This window comes from Paraburkholderia sp. WC7.3g (assembly GCF_050436345.1).
Classification (GTDB): Bacteria; Pseudomonadota; Gammaproteobacteria; order Burkholderiales; family Burkholderiaceae; genus Paraburkholderia; species Paraburkholderia podalyriae.
The window spans coordinates 1,472,674-1,494,080 of the sequence record NZ_JBNDMA010000001.1; the positions used below are offsets into that span (position 1 = coordinate 1,472,674).

16 protein-coding genes and 1 pseudogene are annotated in these 21,407 nt (G+C 63.1%); 13 read left to right on the forward strand and 4 right to left on the reverse strand.

Going from position 1 to position 21,407, the window contains the following annotated elements:
* The first annotated feature begins 42 nt into the window (after nucleotides 1-42).
* From OKW43_RS06835 to OKW43_RS06860, 6 genes are all read left to right on the forward strand, one after another.
* Nucleotides 43-1,521 (forward strand): cytochrome-c peroxidase, encoded by a 1,479-nt coding sequence (locus OKW43_RS06835; RefSeq protein WP_429446080.1) that lies wholly within the window; start codon nucleotides 43-45, stop codon nucleotides 1,519-1,521.
* Nucleotides 1,522-1,560: 39 nt separating this feature from the next.
* Entirely contained in the window at nucleotides 1,561-2,232 is a 672-nt protein-coding gene (locus OKW43_RS06840) for a hypothetical protein (protein WP_429446083.1), read from the forward strand.
* A gap of 682 nt (nucleotides 2,233-2,914) precedes the next feature.
* On the forward strand, nucleotides 2,915-3,316 hold the full coding sequence (locus OKW43_RS06845; RefSeq protein ID WP_429446086.1) for a hypothetical protein: 402 nt from the start codon (nucleotides 2,915-2,917) through the stop codon (nucleotides 3,314-3,316).
* A 464-nt stretch (nucleotides 3,317-3,780) separates the two neighbouring features.
* Entirely contained in the window at nucleotides 3,781-4,245 is a 465-nt protein-coding gene (locus OKW43_RS06850; protein ID WP_429446089.1) for a hypothetical protein, read from the forward strand.
* A gap of 39 nt (nucleotides 4,246-4,284) precedes the next feature.
* On the forward strand, nucleotides 4,285-4,845 hold the full coding sequence (locus tag OKW43_RS06855) for a lysozyme (protein ID WP_429446092.1): 561 nt from the start codon (nucleotides 4,285-4,287) through the stop codon (nucleotides 4,843-4,845).
* Entirely contained in the window at nucleotides 4,829-5,344 is a 516-nt protein-coding gene (locus tag OKW43_RS06860) for a lysozyme inhibitor LprI family protein (RefSeq protein WP_429446095.1), read from the forward strand. Before OKW43_RS06855 ends, OKW43_RS06860 begins: the two co-directional genes overlap by 17 nt.
* Before the next feature lie 80 nt (nucleotides 5,345-5,424).
* Here OKW43_RS06860 and OKW43_RS06865 read toward each other — a convergent pair whose 3' ends face one another.
* Together OKW43_RS06865 and OKW43_RS06870 are read right to left on the reverse strand one after the other, a co-directional pair.
* The gene (locus OKW43_RS06865; protein ID WP_429446098.1) at nucleotides 5,425-5,727 is read right to left on the reverse strand and encodes a hypothetical protein; all 303 of its coding nucleotides are present in this window, start codon (nucleotides 5,725-5,727) and stop codon (nucleotides 5,425-5,427) included.
* Nucleotides 5,728-6,256: 529 nt separating this feature from the next.
* The gene (locus OKW43_RS06870) at nucleotides 6,257-6,937 is read right to left on the reverse strand and encodes a helix-turn-helix domain-containing protein (protein ID WP_429446101.1); all 681 of its coding nucleotides are present in this window, start codon (nucleotides 6,935-6,937) and stop codon (nucleotides 6,257-6,259) included.
* Between OKW43_RS06870 and OKW43_RS06875 the strand changes: the two are divergent.
* A pseudogene (locus tag OKW43_RS06875) lies at nucleotides 6,936-7,106 on the forward strand (IS256 family transposase); the annotation flags it as partial. The gene OKW43_RS06870 and the pseudogene OKW43_RS06875 sit on opposite strands and share 2 nt — an antisense overlap.
* A 168-nt stretch (nucleotides 7,107-7,274) precedes the next feature.
* Here the strand turns inward: OKW43_RS06875 and OKW43_RS06880 are convergent.
* Nucleotides 7,275-8,165: a 2OG-Fe(II) oxygenase gene (locus OKW43_RS06880; protein ID WP_429446103.1), complete on the reverse strand. Its 891-nt coding sequence runs from the start codon at nucleotides 8,163-8,165 to the stop codon at nucleotides 7,275-7,277.
* 441 nt (nucleotides 8,166-8,606) lie between these two features.
* Between OKW43_RS06880 and OKW43_RS06885 the strand changes: the two genes are divergently transcribed.
* From OKW43_RS06885 to OKW43_RS06910, 6 genes are read left to right on the forward strand one after another with little or no spacing between them, the layout of a single operon-like run.
* A complete protein-coding gene (locus OKW43_RS06885) occupies nucleotides 8,607-9,878 on the forward strand; it encodes an efflux RND transporter periplasmic adaptor subunit (RefSeq protein WP_187634319.1) in 1,272 nt (423 codons plus the stop codon).
* A gap of 15 nt (nucleotides 9,879-9,893) precedes the next feature.
* A complete protein-coding gene (locus tag OKW43_RS06890) occupies nucleotides 9,894-13,049 on the forward strand; it encodes an efflux RND transporter permease subunit (protein ID WP_429446107.1) in 3,156 nt (1,051 codons plus the stop codon).
* On the forward strand, nucleotides 13,046-16,366 hold the full coding sequence (locus OKW43_RS06895; RefSeq protein ID WP_429446109.1) for an efflux RND transporter permease subunit: 3,321 nt from the start codon (nucleotides 13,046-13,048) through the stop codon (nucleotides 16,364-16,366). The genes OKW43_RS06890 and OKW43_RS06895 overlap by 4 nt, the downstream gene beginning before the upstream one ends.
* Entirely contained in the window at nucleotides 16,363-17,913 is a 1,551-nt protein-coding gene (locus OKW43_RS06900) for an efflux transporter outer membrane subunit (protein WP_429446112.1), read from the forward strand. The genes OKW43_RS06895 and OKW43_RS06900 overlap by 4 nt, the downstream gene beginning before the upstream one ends.
* Nucleotides 17,914-17,922: 9 nt before the next feature.
* Nucleotides 17,923-18,549 (forward strand): chromate transporter, encoded by a 627-nt coding sequence (locus OKW43_RS06905; RefSeq protein ID WP_429446115.1) that lies wholly within the window; start codon nucleotides 17,923-17,925, stop codon nucleotides 18,547-18,549.
* 44 nt (nucleotides 18,550-18,593) lie between these two features.
* The gene (locus OKW43_RS06910) at nucleotides 18,594-19,130 is read left to right on the forward strand and encodes a chromate transporter (protein ID WP_187634324.1); all 537 of its coding nucleotides are present in this window, start codon (nucleotides 18,594-18,596) and stop codon (nucleotides 19,128-19,130) included.
* A gap of 19 nt (nucleotides 19,131-19,149) precedes the next feature.
* On the opposite strand, the gene OKW43_RS06915 is transcribed toward OKW43_RS06910, so the two are convergent.
* Complete coding sequence (locus OKW43_RS06915) at nucleotides 19,150-21,372, reverse strand: SLC26A/SulP transporter family protein (RefSeq protein ID WP_187634325.1); 2,223 nt, start codon at nucleotides 21,370-21,372, stop codon at nucleotides 19,150-19,152.
* Between the last annotated feature and the right edge of the window lie 35 nt (nucleotides 21,373-21,407).

Genomic DNA, 21,407 nt, shown 5'->3' on the forward strand with positions numbered 1-21,407 from the left:
AGCCAGGACCGCCCGGCAATCGGATTCACGTACCAGGACATCATGCGAACACCTGCTTTGAGCGTGCTGTGCGCGCTCTCCCTGATATTGACCGCATGCGGCGGCGGTGGCAGCGACGGCGGCGGCTCCAGCCAGACGTCGTCGTCGGGCAGCGGCGGCACGACGAGCGTCGCGCCTCCCGCGACGGTCACGCTGAGCGCCGCGGCGCAGGTCGGCCAGAAGCTGTTCTTCGATCAGAACCTGTCGGGCAACAAGAACATGGCCTGCGCGACCTGCCATAACCCGCAATATGCGTACGGGCCGCCCAACAGCCTCGCCGTGCAGCTCGGCTCCGATCCGTCGCTGGTGGGTCAGCGCGCGGTGCCCTCGCTGCGCTACAAGTCGATGACGCCGCCGTACAACGACGTCGCCGACAACCCCGACGGCATCACGCAGAATGCGCCCGGCGGCGGCTTCATGTGGGACGGACGCGCGACGACGCTTGCCACCCAGGCATCGATGCCGCTGCTTAATCCGCTCGAAATGAACAATGCGTCGGCGGTCGACGTCGTGAAGGCCGTGCAGGGCGCGTCGTATGCGTCGCTGTTTCAACAGGCGTTCGGCTCGGGCGTGTTCGCCAATACCGACACCGCGCTCACCGACATCGGTCTCGCGCTGCAGGCGTTTGAGACCGAAGACCCGAGCTTTGCGCCGTATTCGAGCAAGTTCGACCTGTTCGAATCCAACAAGCTGGGCGGCACGCTGACGGCGGCCGAACTGCGCGGCCTCGAACTCTTCAACGACACCGACAAGGGCGCCGGTTGCGTGGCCTGCCACTACGCGGGCGCGAACTTCAACGGCTCGGTGGGTTTGATGACCGACTTCACGTATCAGGCGATCGGTGTGCCGCGCAACGACACGTCGATACCGGACAATCCCGACCCTATCCCGAGCAATACCAACACCGCGTACTACGACCTGGGCCTGTGCGGTCCGCTGAACACGATCCACACGCCTGGTAGCGCGACGAGCGGCGCGGGTCCGGATTCGTTCACCGGCGTCAACGTGCCCGATCCCTATTGCGGCCGCTTCAAAGTGCCGACGCTGCGCAACGTCGCGACGCGAACCGCGTTCTTCCACAACGGCGTGTTCCATTCGCTCGTGCAGGTGCTCAACTTTTACAACACACGCGATACGAACCCCGAGTACTGGTATCCGAGCAGCGGCGGCGATAGCGGCAACATCGTGCAGAACCCGTCCTTTGCGCTGTTCCCGAGCGCCGCGTCCGGCGCGACGGCTACGCCGTTCAACGATCTGCCCACCGCGTACCAAGGCAACATCGACGAAGAACTGCCGATGGGCCAGGGCCAGACCGATGCGGGCGGCACGACCGCGGCCGACGGCGCGAAGGCGCGGCCGGTTCACTCGACGCCGCAGCTGACGCAGCAGAACATTGCGGATCTGGTCTGTTTCATGAACACGCTGACGGACGGCTATCAACCGCCCGCCACGACGCCGACGAGCGGCGCCTGCGTGAACTGACGACTTTCAATAAAGCAACTCAACCTGAGCAACGACGACATGATGCGACGCTCCACCGCCGCCCGCCTCGCAGGCGGCGCGCTTTCCCTGATGGCCCTGACGCTTTTCGCTGGCTGCCACGACAAGAGCCAGGACGCGAATCAGGCAAACTTCACGGCCACGATCAACGACTACCTGGCCGAGCGCGGCCATCTGTGCCTCGCCAAATACGACTGGCCGATCTACACGACGACTGAAGACCGCGCCAACGGCACGCGCGACGCGGTCCAGATGCCGGTGCTCGAAAAGCTCGGGCTGGTGGTGGGCAAGGACATGCTGGTCGAACGCGTGGATGCGGACGGCAAGAAGATCACCGCGTCGGCGCGGCAGTATCAGCTGACGCCGGAAGGCCAGAAGTACTATCTGCATATCCCGGAAGTGGTCGCGACCGCGACGTCGCGGGTCACGCACCCGGCCGATTTCTGCGCGGCTTCGCTGTCGCTGGATAAGGTGGTCGGCTGGGAACGGCCGATGCAGATGGATGGCAAGACGGTGACGTCGGTGATCTACACGTACAAGATCGACCCGGCGCCGTGGGCGAAGGACCAGGACGCGCAGCGTGTGTTTCCGATGGTCAAGCGCGTGATTGAAGGCGCGGGGACGATGCAGTTGCGGGAGGGGGTGCATCTGACCGATGCGGGTTGGGTGGCTGATGAGGTTTTTCGGCGGTGAGGGTTGGGGTGGGTTAGTGGGCACCCTTTGGCAGGGCGGGGGCTGTTTTTTCGTTGTTCTGGGTGCGTTGGCCTTTCCTTGTTTTGTTATCGGTCTATTGGCGTTGCCCCTGTGCGGGGCGGCACCTACTTTCTTTGCTGCTGCAAAGAAAGTAGGCAAAGAAGACAGCTTTACACCGCCAGCTCTTAAGCGGGTCCCCTGGCTTGGAAGGGGTAGTGGTGCATCTGGAATCCGTGCTCCCGCACATTCGGCGGTAGCGACCAGGCAGTCATTCTTCCGGCGGCGCTGCGCGCGCCGAAACCCCGTTCCGAAGGAAATGACAACACCGTGAGCGGCATTGAAGGTCATACGGGCACGGTGAAGGTCCCGTCAAGCCTTCGCGACAGCGCACAATCCCAATAATCGTCAATGCTGAGGCATCCGTTTATAATCGGGATTCCGTCAAAACATCGACGGATCGGGCTTGGCAGCCTGAAAAATTTGAAGACCGGCACGCCTGCCCCGCAGGCGATGCCTCTGCCTCTGCCTCTGCACGTCTGTTTTCTACGGGCGGGCCTTGGCAGGGAGGCGCTCGCGCCTGCCGGTCGTTGGTCTTCAAGTCCGGTCTGCCAACCCTGTCACTGTGCCCGCTCACCACCTCCCTATGTGTCCGGGCGGTCCTTCACGATAACCAGGACCGCGCATGACCAAACCCACCAGAAAGCAGCCATCTCCCTCCCGTCCCCCTGTAGACGCTCTACAGTATGAACGTCTCGCGCTTGCCGCCTTCCATCTTTGCGACCGGCAGGGGCAGCAACTCCGACATCTGATTGCACTTGCGACCTCGATGTGCAGGAGTCCTGCTGTGACTGTCGAGGAAAGACACGAACACCGCAACCTGCTGGAGCTGATGATCCAGATCGGCGAGAACTACCATGCGACCAACCGCTGCGATCAGGAACTGTTCACGGTGCTTGCGCTCGACGCTAAGGGACTTCCTAACCGCCAACTGACACCGGCGGACGCCGCAGCGATTCTCGCTGACGCTGCGCAGGGCGCGAACGGGAAACTGGCGGCTATGGACGCTTCGTGGACAAAGCACTAACTGGCGCCGATCGCTTTCGGAGAAGGCGGCTCAATGCCGCCTTTATTCGTTGGGCCGCGACAACGGAAAGATGCACCTGAAAATGAGATACCCGAAATCATTGTCAATGTTTGTCAAAACGGGTTTATCTCGAATTAAAGTCGTTGACCGTGTCGCGTTTTAGATGGTTAATTTGTCGGGTGTGTTCTGGAAAAACAGCAGAGGCCAAATGAGACGACAGCAAGAGGAAGGATCCGGAGGCAAGGAAGAGTGCCTGTTTTACCGTATCACCTATTCAGTCTACTCGAACTTCCCGCTAATCCCGTCCGCAGTGGCGCTGAACGCCGGAACCGGCGAATTCTTTCCATCGAATAGGCTTGGTTGTATTCGATCTGAACCATAACGCGGAGGATCACTGCTGATGCTCTTACGCGTTCTCAATGGTCTGATGGTCTGAGAGCGCGAATTAACCTATGGAGGGTCCAATGTACGAAAGGATGCGCTCCGCAAAGGAGATCATTGAAGAAATGAAGGCTCGCTTTGCGGATATGTTCGAAGGATCAGATAGCCGGGAATGTCTTGATTGTCGTATCACGTTCAAGATATACAAAGCGTGGCCTGATATGCCTCAGGCAATGACGATTAACCAAGAATCCGGGGAGCGGATTCCGATTAATGCGATCAGGGCTCTCCCATCCGGTTACGACATGAGGCAGGCTTTAGGACAAGGCGAGGGATGCCGCTGTCGCACTCGACCTGCGGGCCTGTTCGATGAAGAGTTCACGCTTCGCGATGCCAACGGATCGCCACTCGCCGACACGTATTACACGATTGAGTGGCGAGGTTTCCTAACGCGCGGCGTCACTGATTCCATCGGACGTACACAGCGGCACAAGACAGACGGCGCGCAAGCGGTGCGTATCTATTTTGGACACCGCGAGTCTGTCTAACAATTCTCGCATGGAAATAGCTCATACAACGGAGTAAATGTGACTGACCCGCTGCACGAATGCGTAACCAATATTGATCCTAATTCAAATGTCACAGTATATTCTTCGCGCTTGTGTAAGCCGTGGAAATTTTCCGCGCAGGGAACCAAGTTTCTTAAAGGTTGGGAACAGTTCAGCGCAACCATGTATGACAACGACGGCAGTAAAACCGGAAATGCAACGGTTGGATATGGGCACCTTGTTCATCTGGGAAAAATATCCGGCGCCGCATCGGAAAAGCCATTTCAGAAAGGAATAACCGAAGCACAGGCCGAAACACTACTTAAGGAGGATGTCAAGTGGGCGGAAAATGCGATCAATAGAAAAATTCGGCTCCCGCTGTTTCAATTTGAATACGATGCACTCGTGTGCTTTATGTACAACCTTCAGCATCATGGCGACAGTTTGCTCGATTTTGTTAATACTGGTGATTACAACAAGGTAGGTGATAAGATGAGGCAGTACGCCACGGTGAAGGGACACCCGCTTAAGGGGTTACTGCGGCGTCGGCACCGTGAAGCGGAAATGTTTGAGGCGGGGGTCTATGATTCATCGCACTAGTCTAATACTCGCACTCGCACTCGCACTCGCACTCGCACTCGCACTCGCGATCGCTCCGATCATTGCACCCGCTAAGACCGTGTATTCTGGCAAATTCGATTATCACTATTTTAAATCGCCGGATCAGTATTTTTCAGGTCATAGCGCCGCCGATGTAGTGCGTATGTGTGACACCGGGGAGCATGCGAGCAATGACGACTTGGCGCAGTGTTCGCACCGCAAATTCGATCATGCGGCCCGTGCACTGGATAAAATCCTGCGATCGGCGAAATCCAAGATTAGAGGCAATGACAAGTCACTTAAAGCAGAGGACGAACCGTTAGCCCTGCCTTACTTTTTGAAGTCGCAAGACGCTTGGACACAGTACCGCGATAACGAGTGTTACACCGAAACTTATATGATGGGTGAGGCCGCCGAGCGCTACATTTTCTTTTGGGAGTGTATGACAAATATCACGAAAGATAGAGTCAAGGAATTGCAGGAAGTCCTAAGAAACTAGACCATTTCTGCTACGTGTTGCGCCCCGCTTCAGCGGGGGCTCTTCCCCACGAAAAGGCCCGGCGAGCGGGCCTTTCGCGGTTACGCCTGATTCCAGAGAGTGGGCCTCAGGGACGATCCACCATGATGCCACTTGAGCCGTTCTGCTGGGATCTTCTCCAGCAGTTGCAACACCGCTTCGCGGTTGCCGGCTTTATCCGCCTGTTCCATGACGGCGCGGTATTGATCAGACGTCGGCTCGACGCCATCACAGCACCGGTTCACCACCACCGTCAGCGCATCCATCGGCGGGCCGGCATACCGGGCACGCAACGACGACAGCGCGTCAGGCAAGAGTCCCGTCAGTTCGTCGGTCTGCAACACGGCGGCGCTGATTCTCAGCACAGGTTCCATCCACGCGAGCAATTCTGACGAATGCTGCTTTCGCACTTCGAGCGAGCGAAGATTGTCGTAGCAGCGCTTCCTGTTGTTATGGTCGAACGTGGCGGGTGCGAAACGATACGTGAACTCGGTTCGCGTCCATCCGAGGTACGCACATGGGAGACAATTTGCACCAAGCCTCATTTCCCTACCTCCAAAAGGCAAAAAAAACCCGCACACGAAGGTGCGGGGCATTACCACACACGTCGCGGTCCGAGGATGGGACCGCGACGCGTTACAACGCGATGCTATCCATCCAGGGTGGCTGCGGACGTGCGCGGGCGCTGCGCACCGGTCAGCACATTTCTCACTTCCGTTCTGCACCGGTATGTGCAGGAACGAAGCGGTCTTATGCTTGTGCTGGCAACTGAATCTCGCCTTTCCATAAATTTTTCTCCGGCGCTATAGGTGCGCGCGAGGCGCGTTATCGTTACGGGCTGCACGGTGTTCTGTTCGATGCGCAGAAGCGCCGGGCCGTGATGAATTTTCGATTTCAAGACCTCGGGGGGCGCAGCAACTGCACAGGCTTGCAGGAAAGGACAAGCGCCAGTCTCTTTCGTGTCCGCTCGCGCAGCACGGGTAACGCTTCCATGCCCTTGAAGGTCCGGGCTGTACAGCCAAAGGCTTTGGCGCACTGGTCGATAGTCATGTGCCGGTACATTCGCCAGGCGGTAATCGGGGATTTGCCATCGATCAGGTGCGCCGTCACGGCGTGGGGATACTCGGTGTCGTCGGGTGCAAATTGGGCCACATGGACTTTTGGGGCAGGCCCGGACTGGTAGGGTTTGGTGCAGGAGCCAGGTTGCGGGGTCAACTGCCCGGTCGTGCAGTCGTACACGTCCGCGAAGCGCTTCAGTGTCTCGACGCTGGGCACGTTGTAGCCGCGTTCGTGCCAGAGAACCGTGTCGCGGGAGAGGCCCGCGAGTTCAGCCGCCTCAACGGGCGTAAGGTCCCCATAGAGTCTCCACGCCCGCAGGTTGTAGTTGCCTTGCTCGATTAGTCGCGCAACCTCATCGGGAATCGGCTCGACAAATACATGCGGAAAGAATACCTGCTGCTTCGCGGGGAGGCGGGGCGTCAGGGAGGCCGGTTCTTCCTGGCAGGACACCGCAGGAGCGCCTGAGGACCTATCCGTCATTTCATGGGCGAGGCATATCATGAGGTAAAAGATCATGGATATGCCGACGAAGAAGAAACGTACCGTGGCTTCTCAGGCAGCGGCCCGAGGGCCGCTGCCTGCCCTGCCGGAAGGTTTGCTTGACGAGCTGGTCAAGGGACCGATGACACACCCCGAGGTTCGGGACCTGATGCTGGCTTTCAGCAAGGCCGCGATCCAACAAGCAGGCGCAGGTCATCAACCAGCAAGGCGATGAAAGCTAACATCGCCGCGTCCCGTCTACAACCGGTTTGCGCCAAAAACAAAAATGCCGCTCAGCCGCTTAACAGAACGACGTTAGGCAGTTCATAAGCGGGCTCGCGGCAAGGACACACCTGGAATCCGTGTTGACACCTCACCCCTGATCCCGCGCCACAAACCGCCGCGTGCGAATCCACTTGGTCGCCACCCACTTGTCCCCCGCGCGTAGCGGCGTGCTCGCGTGCAGCGAACCCGGATCGCACAGCCCGAAGCGGTTCCCATATTCGAAATAGAGCGCATGCCCGCGCTGCGGCGCGACCGACCAGCCGAGCTGCGAAAACACCGTCTCGCCACCGCCTTCCACATCCTTCAGATACATCAGCAGCGTGCCCATGCGCTGGCCGCTGCGTGCGATCGACTCGCGATTCGCTTCATTGCCAGTGATCAGATAGTCCACATGCGGCGTGGACTCCGCGCCTTCCTCGTAATGCAGCATTTGCAGACCTTCGCCATTCTCGACCGGCGTGCCGGTCAGCAACGCGATGCGCGCTTCGATGCGCGCGATCAGCGGCGTCTCGCCAAGACGGAAAAACATCCCGTGACTGCTGCGATGACCAGCGACCACATTGCGCCCCGTCACCGGGTCGACGACGGTCGAGCGGTCGAGCCGCGGCTGCGCGAGCGCGATTAGCTGCTCGCATTCGTCGCCGCTCAGGAAATTGGCCAGATGCACCGCGGCCGGCCGCTGCAGCCGCGACAGCACGCGCACCCTGCGCTCGCCGAGCTGGATCAGCGGGCCGTCGGGTACACGCAGCGGCTCAGGCTCATAGCTGAGCGGCGCGCCGCCGACTTCGAGCTTGTCGCCGGGCAGCGGCGTGCCATACATAAACGCCGACGACACCGCATCGACCATCGCCGAGGCGAGTTCGGCCGCATTGTTGCGGGCGACCATCTCGTTGACGATCGCTTGCGGCGCGACGCCTCGCGTGAGATTGGCGGCGATCCAGTCGCGGACTTCGGCGGGGAAATTGACGGTGATGGACATCGGCGTGACGTTGTGAAGTGTCGTTGTGGTCGCGGCGCGCGCGACGCTGGCTTGGGATGATAGCGAGCGTTTGTGACGGTTCTGGACGCAGGGCCCGCTTTTCAATCGGCTGTCGTCTGTTACCGCATATTGCGATGTCCCGCCGCGCCCAAAGCTCGACTCCTACGGGTATCCGCCTCGCACGTGCCACCCCGGTCGGTGACCCAACCCTTCCATTGGCCAACATGTTGCACCGCTGTAACTCAAGCCCGGCGCAAGCCGGTTACATTCACGCATGCCCGAATTCGAGCCATCGCCCGTTTCCTTACGTCTTCATAACAACGCGTCCAGAGGACGTCGACTGATGACAACGCGCGCGAACCATGGCACTTTTGCGCAGTCCCGTCAGAGGACAAGCTTCCCACCGAATATCAACACCCCTATCCGTTCCCGGAGAGCAACATGAGCGAAACCGTGTCCCCGCCGCCGAAGCACTCACGACGCGGGCTCACCATCTTCGCGGTTATCGTGCTCGTCCTCGTCGCGCTCGTCGTCGTTCATCTGCTGACGCGCAAGAAGCCGGTGCGCGAGAACGCGGCGATCGTCGTCACGGTGTCGCAGGCAACCCTCGGTTCGATGCCGGTCACGCTGAGCGAGCTCGGCACTGTCACCCCCACCGCAACCGTGACCGTGCTGCCCCAGTTGAGCGGCTATCTGACCGAGGTCGGCTATCACGAAGGCCAGGAGGTGCAGAAAGGCCAGTTCCTCGCGCAGATCGATCCGCGCCAGTATCAGATCAGCAAGCAGCAGGCAGAGGCGACGCTCGCGAAAGACCGCGCGTCGCTCGCGCAGGCGCGCGCCGATCTCGAGCGCTATACGCAGTTGAATGAGCGCAAGTCGATCGCGCAGCAAACCTTCGCGGATCAGCAGTTCCTCGTGCAGCAGGACGAAGCGGCCGTGAAGGCCGACCTCGCCAACATCGCCCAGTTCGACCTCGACCTCGCCTATTGCCGCATCACCGCACCGATCGCGGGCAAGGTCGGCTTGCGGCTCGTCGATCCCGGCAACTACGTAACCGCGTCGTCGTCGACGGGCATCGTCGTCATCACGACCGTGAAGCCGACCACGGTGCAGTTCACGGTGCCGCAGGATTCGCTCGCATCGATCGTTCAGCGTGTGAACAGCGGCGCGAAGCTGCCGGTCACCGCGTCTTCGAGCGACAACTCGCACGAGATCGCGACCGGCACGCTGTACGCGCTCAGCAACCAGATGGCGACCGCGACCGGCACCGTCACCTTGCGCGCGATCTTCGCGAACGACGACGAGGCGCTATTTCCCAACGAGTTCGTCAACGTGAAGCTGCTCGTCGACACGATGCAGAACGCGGTGCTGGTGCCGACCGCCGCGGTGCAGTCCGGCGCGCCGGGCGACTTCGTCTATCTGGTCAATCCGGACAGCACGGTGTCCGTGCACAAGGTCAAGATCGGGCCGAGCGACGGCAGGAACACGGTAATCCTGTCGGGGCTCGCGGCCGGCAACCAGGTCGTGACGGACGGCACCGATCGTCTGAACGACGGCGCGAAGATCCAGCCGGTGCATCCGAAGTCTCCCGCGGCGGCGAGCGGCGCGGCCGCCACCGGCGCGAAGACGCCCGCTGCCGCGTCCGAGGCCGCGCCAGCGTCGGCTGCGGCGGCAACGCCTGCGCCGGCCGCGTCCGAAGCCGCTTCGTCGTAACGGACCGCCGCGCCGATGAATATTTCCCGCCTGTTCATTCTTCGCCCGGTCGCGACGCTGCTGTTGATGATCGCGCTCGTGCTGGTCGGTCTGATCGCGATGCGCGTGCTGCCGGTGTCGTCGCTGCCGAACGTCGACTATCCGACGATTCAGGTGCAGACCTTCTATCCGGGCGCGAGCCCGACCGTGATGGCGACCACCGTGACCGCGCCGCTCGAGGTGCAACTCGGCGAGATTCCGGGCCTGCAACAGATGACCTCGTACAGTTCGGACGGTGCGTCGGTGATCACGCTGCAGTTCGATCTGTCGCTGAACCTCGATATCGCCGAGCAGAATGTGCAGCAGGCGATCAACGCGGCGAACAGCTACCTGCCGTCGGGCCTGCCGGCTCCGCCGACCTATGCGAAGGTCAATCCCGCCGACCAGCCGATCCTGACGCTCGCGATCACGTCGAAGTCGATGTCGCTGACGCAACTCCAAGACGTCGCGAACAATCGTCTCGGCACGAAGATCTCGGAAGTGTCGGGCGTCGGCGTCGTGACGACGAGCGGCGGCAACGTGCCCGCAATCCGCGTCGAGGCCGATCCGCACAAGCTCGCCGCCTACGGCCTGAATATCGACGACCTGCGCACGCTGCTCAGTTACGTGAACGTGAGCCAGCCGAAGGGCAATTTCGACGGCCCCGACCTCGACTACACGATCAACGGCAACGATCAGATCACCGATCCGAAGGACTATCTGGACACGGTGGTCGCCTACCAGAACGGCTCGCCGGTGTTCATGCGCGATGTCGCGCGCGTGAGCCAGGCCGCCCAGGACGTCGAGCGCGGCGCGTGGTACAACGGCTCGCCCGCGATCGTGCTGAACGTGCAGCGCCAGCCGGGCGCGAACGTGATCCAGACGGTCAACCAGATCATGAAGGAGTTGCCGCAACTCGAATCGACGCTGCCGGCCGGCATGAAAGTGACCGTGGTGTCGGACAGCACCGGCGTGATCCGCGCGTCGGTCGCGGACGCCGCGTTCGAGCTGATTCTCGCGATCGTGCTCGTCGTCGCGGTGATCTTCGTGTTTCTGCGCAACGTGCCCGCCACGCTGATTCCGAGCATCTCGGTGCCGGTCTCGCTGATCGGCACGCTCGCGGTGATGTACCAGCTCAACTACTCGATCGACAACCTGTCGCTGATGGCGTTGATCATCGCGACCGGCTTCGTGGTCGACGACTCGATCGTGATGATCGAGAACATCGTGCGCTATCTGGAGGAGGGTATGTCGCCGCTCGAAGCCGCGCTCGAGGGCGCGGGGCAGATCGGCTTCACGATTCTGTCGCTGACCATTTCGCTGATCGCGGTGCTGATTCCGCTGCTGTTCATGGGCGGCGTGATCGGACGCCTGTTCAGCGAGTTCGCGGTGACGCTCTCGGTCACGATCGTGATTTCGGCGGTCGTGTCGCTGACGGTGGTGCCGATGCTGTGCGCGCGGATGCTGCGCGCTCAGGCCGAGCGCCATCCGAGCCGCTTCGAGCGCATCAGCGAGGGCCTGTTCGACAAGACGCTCGCCGCCTACGAGCGCGGCCTGCGGTGGGTGCTCGATCATCAGACGCTGACGCTGATGGTCGCGATCGCCACCGTCGTGCTGACCGGCATCCTGTATATGGTGATTCCCAAGGGTCTGTTTCCGGTGCAGGACGTCGGCGTGATCCAGGGCATCAGCGTCGCCGACAACTCGGTCTCCTATGCCGCGATGGTGCAGCGCCAAAGCGCGCTCGCCGAGGCAGTCCTGAAAGACCCGGACGTGGTGTCGTTGACGTCGTACGTCGGCATCGACGGCACCAACGCGACGCTGAACAACGGCCGCTTCCTGATCAATCTGCGCGAGCGCGACAAGCGCTCCGACACCGCGCAGGAAATCGCGCGACGGCTCGCGCAGGAAGTCGCGCACGTGCCGGGCGTGAAGCTGTTCATGCAGCCCGAGCAGGACCTGACGCTCGACACGACCGTGTCGCCGAACCAGTACAGCTTCGTGCTGCGCGGACCGAGCCAGCAGGCGTTCCAGAAGTACGTGCCGGAACTCGTCGCGCGCCTGAAGCAGATTCCGTCGCTGTCGGACGTGCAGAGCGATCTGAACAGCGACGGCCTCAGCGTGAACGTCGAAGTGAACCGGCAACTGGCCGCGCGCTTCGGCATCACGCCCGCGACGATCGACAACGCGTTGTACGACGCGCTCGGCCAGCGCATCGTGTCGACGATCTTCGAGCAGTCGGCCCAGTACCGCGTGATTCTGGTCGCGAAGCCTGAAACGATGCCGACCGTGCAGTCGATCGGCAATCTGTATCTGCCGAGCCAGACCAGCAGCACCGGTCAGGTGCCGCTCTCCGGCATCGCGAAGATCCAGATCGGGAAGGCGCCGCTCGTGATCAGCCATCTCGCGCAGTTTCCGTCGGTGACGGTGTCGTTCAATCTCGCGAAGGGCGCATCGCTGAGCACCGCGGTCAAGGAGATTCACCAGGCCGAGCAGGCGATCGACCTGCCGCCGTCGATCACGTCGTCGCTGCAAGGCGCGACCGCGGCGTTCGAGGATTCGCTGTCGAGCGAGGTTTATCTGCTGATCGCGGCGCTCGTTGCCGTGTATATCGTGCTAGGCGTGTTGTACGAGAGCTTCATCCATCCGGTCACGATCCTGTCCACGCTGCCGTCGGCCGGCATCGGCGCATTGCTGTCGCTGATGCTCGCGGGCATGGATCTCGACGTGATCGGCATCATCGGCATCGTGCTCTTGATCGGCATCGTCAAGAAGAACGCGATCATGATGGTCGACTTCGCGCTCGATGCCGAACGCAATCACGGCAAGGCGCCGCGCGATGCGATCTTCGAGGCCTCGCTGCTGCGTTTCCGGCCGATCCTGATGACGACGCTCGCCGCGATGCTCGGCGCGCTGCCGATGCTGCTCGGCACCGGCACCGGTTCGGAACTGCGCCGGCCGCTTGGTCTCGCGATCATTGGCGGTCTGACGCTGAGCCAGATGCTGACGCTGTTCACGACGCCGGTGATCTATCTGTTCTTCGACCGCATGGCCGGGCGCGTGAACCGCTGGCGCGCCGCACGCGCTGAGCGCAACGACGGCGACGAGCCGGGCGGGCGCCCGCCGGACGGCGGCGCGGAGGGCACGCGGTGAATATCCCGGCGATCTTCATCCGGCGGCCGGTCGCGACGACGCTGCTCGCAATCGCGATCCTGATCTCCGGCACGCTCGCGTATTTCCGCATGCCGGTCGCGCCGCTGCCGAACATCGCGTTTCCGGTGATCGTCGTGCAGGCGAACATGGCCGGCGCGAGCCCGAACATCATGGCGTCGACGGTCGCCGAGCCGCTGGAGCGGCGGCTCGCGACGATCGCCGACGTCGCGGAGCTGACCTCGATCAGCTACGTCGGCTCGTCGATGATCATCGTCGAGTTCGGCCTGAAGCGCGACATCAACGGCGCCGCGCGCGACGTCGAGGCGGCGATCCAGGCCGCGCGTGCCGATCTGCCCACCACCTTGCGCAGCAATCCGAGCTACCGCCAGTACAACCCGGCCGACGCGCCGATCGTGGTGCTGTCGCTGACATCCGACACGCTGACGAAGGCGCAGCTCTACGACTCCGCCGATTCGGTGATCCAGCAGCAGTTGTCGCAGGTGCAGGGCGTCGGTCAGATCACGCTCGGCGGCGGCGCGTTGCCGAGCGTGCGCGTCGAGTTGCAGCCGGGCAAGCTCAATAGCTACGGCGTCGGCATGGAGGACGTGCGCGCGGCGATCAGCGCGGCCAATGCCGACAGCGCGAAGGGTCACATCGATGTCGGCGATCAGCGCTACGTGGTCACGTCGAACGATCAGATCACGCACGCGGCGCCGTATCGCGATCTGGTGGTCGCGTATCGCGACGGCGCGCCGGTGCAGTTGCGCGACGTCGCCCAGGTGCGCGACTCGAACGAAAACATCCGCAATGCGGGGCTCTTCAACGGCAAGTCGGCGATTCTCGTGATCGTCTATCCGATGCCGGGTAGTAACGTGGTCAGTACCGTGCGGCAGATCCACAACGTGTTGCCGTCGATCCAAGCGACGTTGCCGAGCAGTGTGCATGTGGATGTCGCGATCGACCGTTCGCAGTCGGTCACGTCGTCGGTCAGCGATACCGAGCGCACGCTGTTCATCGCGGTGCTGCTGGTGGTCGGCGTCGTGTTCATCTTCCTGCAGTCGCCGCGCGCGACGCTCGTGCCGGCGGTCGCGTTGCCGCTGTCGATCGTCGGTACCTTCGGGCCGATGTATCTGCTCGGCTATAGCATCGATAATCTGTCGCTGATGGCGCTGACCATCGGCACCGGCTTCGTCGTCGACGATGCGGTCGTCGTGCTCGAAAACGTAGTGCGGTACATGGAGCAGGGGTTGAGTCCGAAAGAGGCCGCGCTGAAGGGCGCGGGCGAAGTCGGCTTCACGGTGATCTCGATGAGCCTGTCGCTGATCGCGGTATTTCTGCCGATCATCCTGTTTCCGGGCATCGTCGGACTGATGTTCCATGAGTTCGCGATCACGCTGTCGATCGCGATCCTGATTTCGCTGGTGATCTCGTTGACGGTCACGCCCGCAATGTGCGCGTACGTGCTGAGCCGCGACAACGCGGGTCATTCGAAAGCGCGTTGGGCGCGGTGGATCGAGCGCCAGTTCGATCGCTTCAAGGGCGTCTACGCGCGTTCGCTGACGGCCGTGCTCGATCATTCGCTGCTGGTGATTGTGCTGCTGTTCGCGCTGCTGGTCGGCAACGTGTTCCTGCTGAAGCTGGTGCCGGCCACCTTCTTCCCCGAGCAGGACACCGGCATCCTGATCGGCCAGATCATCGCCGACCAGAGCATTTCGTTTTCGGCGATGCAGAAGAAGCTCGCGCAGTTGCAGTCGATCGTGCAGAGAGATCCGGCGGTGCAGTCGGTCGCGGGATTTACCGGCGGACGCGCGCTCAATACCGCGAACGTGTTCATCGAGTTGAAGCCGCTGTCGCAGCGGCACGCCACAGCCACCCAGGTCGTGAACCGGCTGCGACCGAAGCTCGACGAGGTGTCGGGCGCCCGGCTCTTTCTGCAGGCGCAGCAGGATCTTCGTATCGGCGGGCGGCAGTCGGCGGCCGAGTACCAGTACACGCTGACGAGCGACGATTCCGCCGCGCTGTTCACGTGGACGCCGAAGCTCGTCGCGGCGTTGTCGAAGGAGCGCGGACGGCTGCTCGACGTGAACTCCGACTTGCAGCAGAACGGCCTGCAGACCTATGTGTCGATCAATCGCGCGACCGCCGCGCGCTACGGCTTCGCGCCGAATCAGATCGACAACGTGCTGTATGACGCGTTCGGCCAGCGCACCGTGTCGACGATCTATAACCCGCTGAACCAGTACTTCGTCGTGATGGAGGTCGCGCCCGAGTACTGGCAGTATCCGCAGACGCTGAACCAGATCTATCTGAGCACGTCCGCGGGCAATCCGAGCGGCACCGCCGCGACGCAGATGCCGCACGGCACGGTGTCGGCGACGAGCTCGACCCGCGCGAGCACCAGCAGTACGTCGTCGAACACGAACTCGCGCAACTCGGACGCGCAGTCGAACGCGACCAACAACAGCATCGCCAACAGCAAGGGCGGCAGCTCGACCGGCAGCGCGGACAGCACGGCCGCCGAAACGATGGTGCCGCTTTCGGTGTTGACGTCGTACAGGAACAGCCATACATCGACGCAGGTGAACCATCAGAGCGGCCTCGTCGCCGCGACGATCTCGTTCAACCTGCCGGCCGGCGGGTCGCTGAGTCAGGCGGGCACGGCGATCAACGACACGATCCGCGAGATCGGCATGCCCGCGAGCATCCACGGTTCGTTCGCGGGCGCGGCGGCGGCCTATTCGCAGTCGATGGGCGTGGTGCCGCTGCTGATTCTCGCGGCGCTCGGCGTCGTCTACATCGTGCTCGGCGTGCTGTACGAAAGCTCGATCCACCCGCTGACGATCCTGTCGACGCTGCCGTCGGCGGGCATCGGCGCGACGCTTGCGCTGCTGATTTTCGGCACGCCGTTCTCGGTGATCGCGATGATCGGCATCATCCTGCTGATCGGTATCGTCAAGAAGAACGGCATCATGATGGTCGACGTCGCGATCCAGTTGCAGCGCCAGCAACAGATGACCGCGCGCGACGCGATCCACACGGCCGCGCTGATCCGTCTGCGGCCGATCATGATGACGACGTTCGCGGCCGTGCTCGGCGCGGTGCCGCTAGCGATCGGCATCGGCCAGGGCGGCTCGCTACGCCAGCCGCTCGGTATCACCGTGATGGGCGGGCTGATCCTGAGCCAGATGTTTACGCTCTACACGACGCCGGTGATTTATCTGTACCTCGACCGCCTGCGTGCACGGCTGGTCAGATGGTCCGCGGGTCTGCGCTGGACCCGCGGCGCGAAGCCGGGACAACCGGATACGAAGGCATGACGATGAAGACTTCCACTGAACCAATGACAGGGCCGCGCTGCGGGTTGCCGAGTGTCGCGACGCTCGCCGTCGCGTTGCTGGCGCTGTTCAACGCCGGCTGCATGGTGGGCCCGGACTATCACCGGCCGCAGGTCAGCGTGCCCGCCACTTTCTCCGAGCTGCCGGGCTGGACCCAGGCCGAGCCGAACGCAACCGGCCCGAAGGGCACGTGGTGGACCGCATTCAACGATCCGTTGATCGACGAACTCGAACCGCTCGTCGCGGTGTCGAACCAGACCGTGCGCGCGGACTACGCGAACTACCAGCAAGCGCTCGCGGAAGTGCGCGCCGCGCACGCGGCGCTGTTTCCGACCATCGGCGCGACCGGTTCGGCGACGCGCGAACGCGCGTCGACAACGACGCTGAACGGCACCGCGGCGCGCATCGCCAACGCTGGTTCGCTGGAAGGCAATGTGAGCTGGGCGCCGGACCTGTGGGGCCAGGTGCGCCGCACGGTCGAGGAAAACGCCGCGAGCGCGCAGTCCACCGAAGCGACGCTTGCGAATGCGACGCTCTCCGAGCAGGTCGCGCTCGCGACCGCGATCATCGAGCTGCGCACCAGCGACGCCAACATCGACCTGCTGCAGGAAACGGTCGTCGCGTATCAGCACTATCTCGACGTCGTCAGCGAGCAGGATCGCGCGGGCACGATTCCGCCGAGCGACGTGATCACCGCGCGCAGCCAGTTGAATACCGCGAAGTCCGATCTGATCGCGCTCGGCGTCGCGCGCGCGCAGAACGCGCACGCGATTGCGGTGCTGGTCGGCAAGAACCCGGAGGAACTGTCGGTCACGCATAGCACCGCGATGCCGGCGCTGCCGTCTGTGCCGGTTGGCGTGCCGTCGACGCTGCTCGAGCGTCGCCCCGACATCGCCGCCGCCGAGCGCAAGATGGCCGCGCAGAATGCGGCGATCGGCGTCGAGGTGGCCGCGTATTACCCGGATATTTCGTTGTCGGCGGTGGCCGGTTTCACGCAGTCGCCACTGTCCGGGCTGCTGAAGGCCGCGAACTACGTGTGGTCGCTCGGCGGCAGCGCGACCGAGACGCTGTTCGACGGTGGTCTGCGCAGCGCCGACGTCGATGCGGCGAAGGCCGCCTACGACGCTACGGTCGCCAACTATCGCGGCACCGTGCTGGGCGCGTTCCAGAACGTCGAGGACGATCTGTCCGGCCTGCGCATTCTCGCCGATCAGGCGGTCGTGCTCGAAACGGCTGTGCGGGACGCGGACCGTGGCGCGGAAATCGCGTTCAACGAATACCAGGCGGGCACCGTCGATTACACGACGGTCGCGACCGCGCAAGCGACGCAGCTGACCACGCGGCAGACCGCGCTGAACGTGCAGGAATCGCGTCTGCTGCATGCGGCGTCGCTGTTCGGCGATCTGGGCGGCGGGTGGTCGACCGAAGACCTGCATGATCCACGGCATCCGGCGGCGGCTGCATCGTCGGCGACGTCTGCCGCTATCATGCCGGGCGCGCGGCAAGCGCGGCACGATCAAAACGACTAGGGACGAGCATTGGCCAAAGGCACCCACGGGCATGACGTCGGCGACCCGGTATCGACACCCGAACACGACGCGCGACGCCACGCACCACCGCCGCGCGACGTGACCTCGCTCGGCCTTTTTCTGATCTTCGCGCGCATCGGTCTGACGAGTTTCGGCGGCGGGTTGAGCGGCTGGTTCATGCGCGAGTTCGTGCACGACCGGCACTGGATCAGCGAAGACGAATATCTCAACGGCCTCGCGTTGTCGCAGGCGCTGCCGGGCGTCAACGTGAAGAATCTGGCGATCTGGATCGGCTACCGGCTGCTCGGCTGGCGCGGCGCTGTCGCGGGGTTCTGCGGCATCATTTTCCCGCCGGCCGTCGTGATCATTCTGCTTGGCGTGTTCTTCTCGGCGATCGCATCGTATCCGCTCACGCATATCGCGCTCGCCGGCGCCGCGGCCGGTGCGATCGGGCTGTCGCTGTCGATGGCGATTACCGCCGCGCGCCGGCTGCCGCGCCGCGTGTTTCCGTATCTGGTGCTGATCGCGACGTTCGCGGCTGCGGCGGTGTTTCGCGTGTCGCTGGTGTGGACCGTGCTGATCGCGGGTGCGTTGAGCGTCGGCTATGAATACGTGCGCGGGGCGCGCCAGCGCTGATCGCCTGGGATCGCCGTTAGTCAAATTCCGGAATAGCTTTCGTCGTGTCTCGAACTCTCATCACTCTGTTTTCCGTTTTCGCGCCGCTATCGATCGTGACCGTCGGCGGCGGCCAGGGGATCATCGCCGAAGTGCAGCGCCAGGTCGTCGATGTCCATCACTGGATGACCCATGCGCAATTCCTCAGCGACTTCGCGATCGCGCGGCTCGCGCCCGGTCCGGGCTCGCTGCTCGCGACACTGATCGGCTATCAGGTCGGTGGCCTCGGCGGCGCGCTCGTCGCGACCGTCGCGCTATTCGGGCCGACCGCGTTTCTGATGTACGGCGTCGTGCACGTGTGGAACCGGCACGAAGGCGCGCGGTGGCTGAACGCGTTGCAGGCGGGTTTGCGACCCGTCGCCGCCGGGCTGATTCTCGCGGCAGTTTATGTGTTGATCAAGGAACTCGAAGGTGGCTGGATGGCGTGGCTGACTGCGGCGGTTGCGACCGTGCTCCTGATGTGGACGCGTATCAATGCGTTGGTGCTGATCGCGGGCGGGGCGGTTGTGTTTGTGCTGGTGCATTTTGCGGGGTTGTTATAGGGCGCGGGGCGGGCAACGCTCACAACGCCGCACGCAGTGCCTCGTCGACGACGGCAAGTCGAGCCGCGATGATCTTGACGAGAAACCGATGAAACTGTTGCGCGGTCGCCGGATCCTGTTGTTCGAGTCGCATCAGAGCGGTTGTCGACAAGCGGCGAACCCGCGTCGGCGTCTCGGCGATCACGTCCGCGCTGCGCTGTTGCAGCGTGTAGACGGCCATTTCACCGACAACCGTCCCCGGGCCGAACGAGCGCAGCCGGACCGAGCGTCCATCGTCGAGCGGAAACGAGACCTCGACACGTCCGTGCTCGATGAAATACAACGCGTCAGCCTGCTCACCGCGAAGAAAGAGCACCTGTCCCGCGAGCAGGTCATGCACTTCGAGGCACGCCAGCAGCGTGCTCAACGCGCTGGCCGTGAAGTGCGGCGCGAGCATCGCGTGAAAGTCGTAGCCGTGTCCTGTCGTACGCGAGTTCGCCGTGAGCAACTGGTCTTCGACCCATTCCAGACCCGCGTCGAGCGAGTCGAACTCATGAATCCGGAGATTGAGGGTCCCGGTCTTCGTGAGCAGGTCGCGCGAGCGCGGCGGCAGCGCGGTCAGCACCAGGTCCGCGTTCTTCGCCGCGCATAGCTGCCTTAGCTTGACGAAGCTGATCGAAACCGACGCGTCCATGCCCTGAGTCGATGCGAAATCGAGCACGACGAAACGGACCGGCACCGGATGGCTCGCGGCGAGCCGCCCACGCAGGCTGTGCAGAATCGAATTGGCCGTGCCGAAGAACAGGAACCCCTGCAGGCACATACCGCAGACCTGCGCACCGAGTTCGCGCAAAGACTGGCTCTCGTCGATGCTGCGCTCCACATTGGACGTCCGTGTGCGCAGATCGAATTCCATGCGTATACAACTGACCCGGCCGTAGAGCAGCGTGAACGTCACACACGCCGCGACGACGCCTACGGCCACGCCGACTACTACGCCGTAGGCGATGATCGTGCCGAGAATGGCAGGCACGAGCAGGTACTCGTACCAGCTGAGCTTCGCATACGCGCCCACGAGCCAATGCACGATCAGGCGCAGGCCCATGAAGAGCTGAAGGCCGACGAGTACCGGCACGGGAAAGAGCGCCACGATACCGGGCGAGGCACCAACTATGACCAGGCAAGCGAGCGCCGCGAACACGCCGGCCACCCGGCTGGTGGCACCGACGCGCGCATTGAGCATCGAGCGATTGAACGACTGGTAGCCGACCATTCCACCCAGCAGCCCGCTCGCGAGATTGGCAAGGCCCGCGGCCCGCATCTCGCGATTGAGATCGACTTCCTCGCCCGTCACCGCGCCGATCGCCGTCGAATTCATCAGGATCGTGACAGCGGAAACCGTCGTGACCAGCAGGCTCTCCGGAAGATGCGCGGCGACGGCGGGCCAGTCGATGCCACCCTGTCTGAGTCGCGCAGCCATGTGCAGCTCCGGCAGCGCGGCAAGGTGCATCGTGACGCGCGGCAGAAGCAGCCCCATCCCACGCGCATCGGCAATCGACAGGCCGGCAATGTGCAGTAGAACGTAGAAAAGCACGATGCCGAAACCCAACGTGAGCGGCAGTGCGGCAATGTGCTGCCAGGCGCGCGTCAGGACCGTGGTCATCACACCCACGACGAGCGCGGGAATCCATGTGAGCCAGTGAACGTGCGCCAGCAACGCCAGCACGTGCCAGTGCAGTGCCTCGCCCGTCATCACGCGGAAGGCCCCGGCCAGCAGCAGATATCCCGTTCCGGCGAGGAATCCGCCAAGCACCGGATACGGGAGGAACTGCAACGAGCGGCTGTGTCTCGACGAGCCGATCGCGTAGAGGATGACGCCCGTCACGAGCGAACAGAGCGCGATCGCGATCAGCACGGTCAGGATGAGGGTCTGGGGGGAACCGCCGTCCGCGCGCACGCTGCTGGCGACCCCCGCGGCGACGCCCGCGAGAAACGCCGCGGCATTGCTGTCAGGGCCGCCGATGTTCCACCGCATCGAGCTCGTCAATGCAATCACGAGCGCGGTGACGACGCAACTGACTAGCGCAGTGGGCACGCCGAGCATCGCGTAGCGGGCGAGGTCGGCGCTGAAGATCATCGTGCCGAGGCTCATGGCGTAGCACAGCATCACGAGCGTCGAGACCGCGCCGGCCGCCACGTCGCCAGGCAGGCCCGCGAAGCGCGAGCGTAGCGGGATGTGGGAGACGGTGTTGCCCGGCTTCACGTGAATTCCCCGAAGAATGCGAGGGCGCGGTGGGA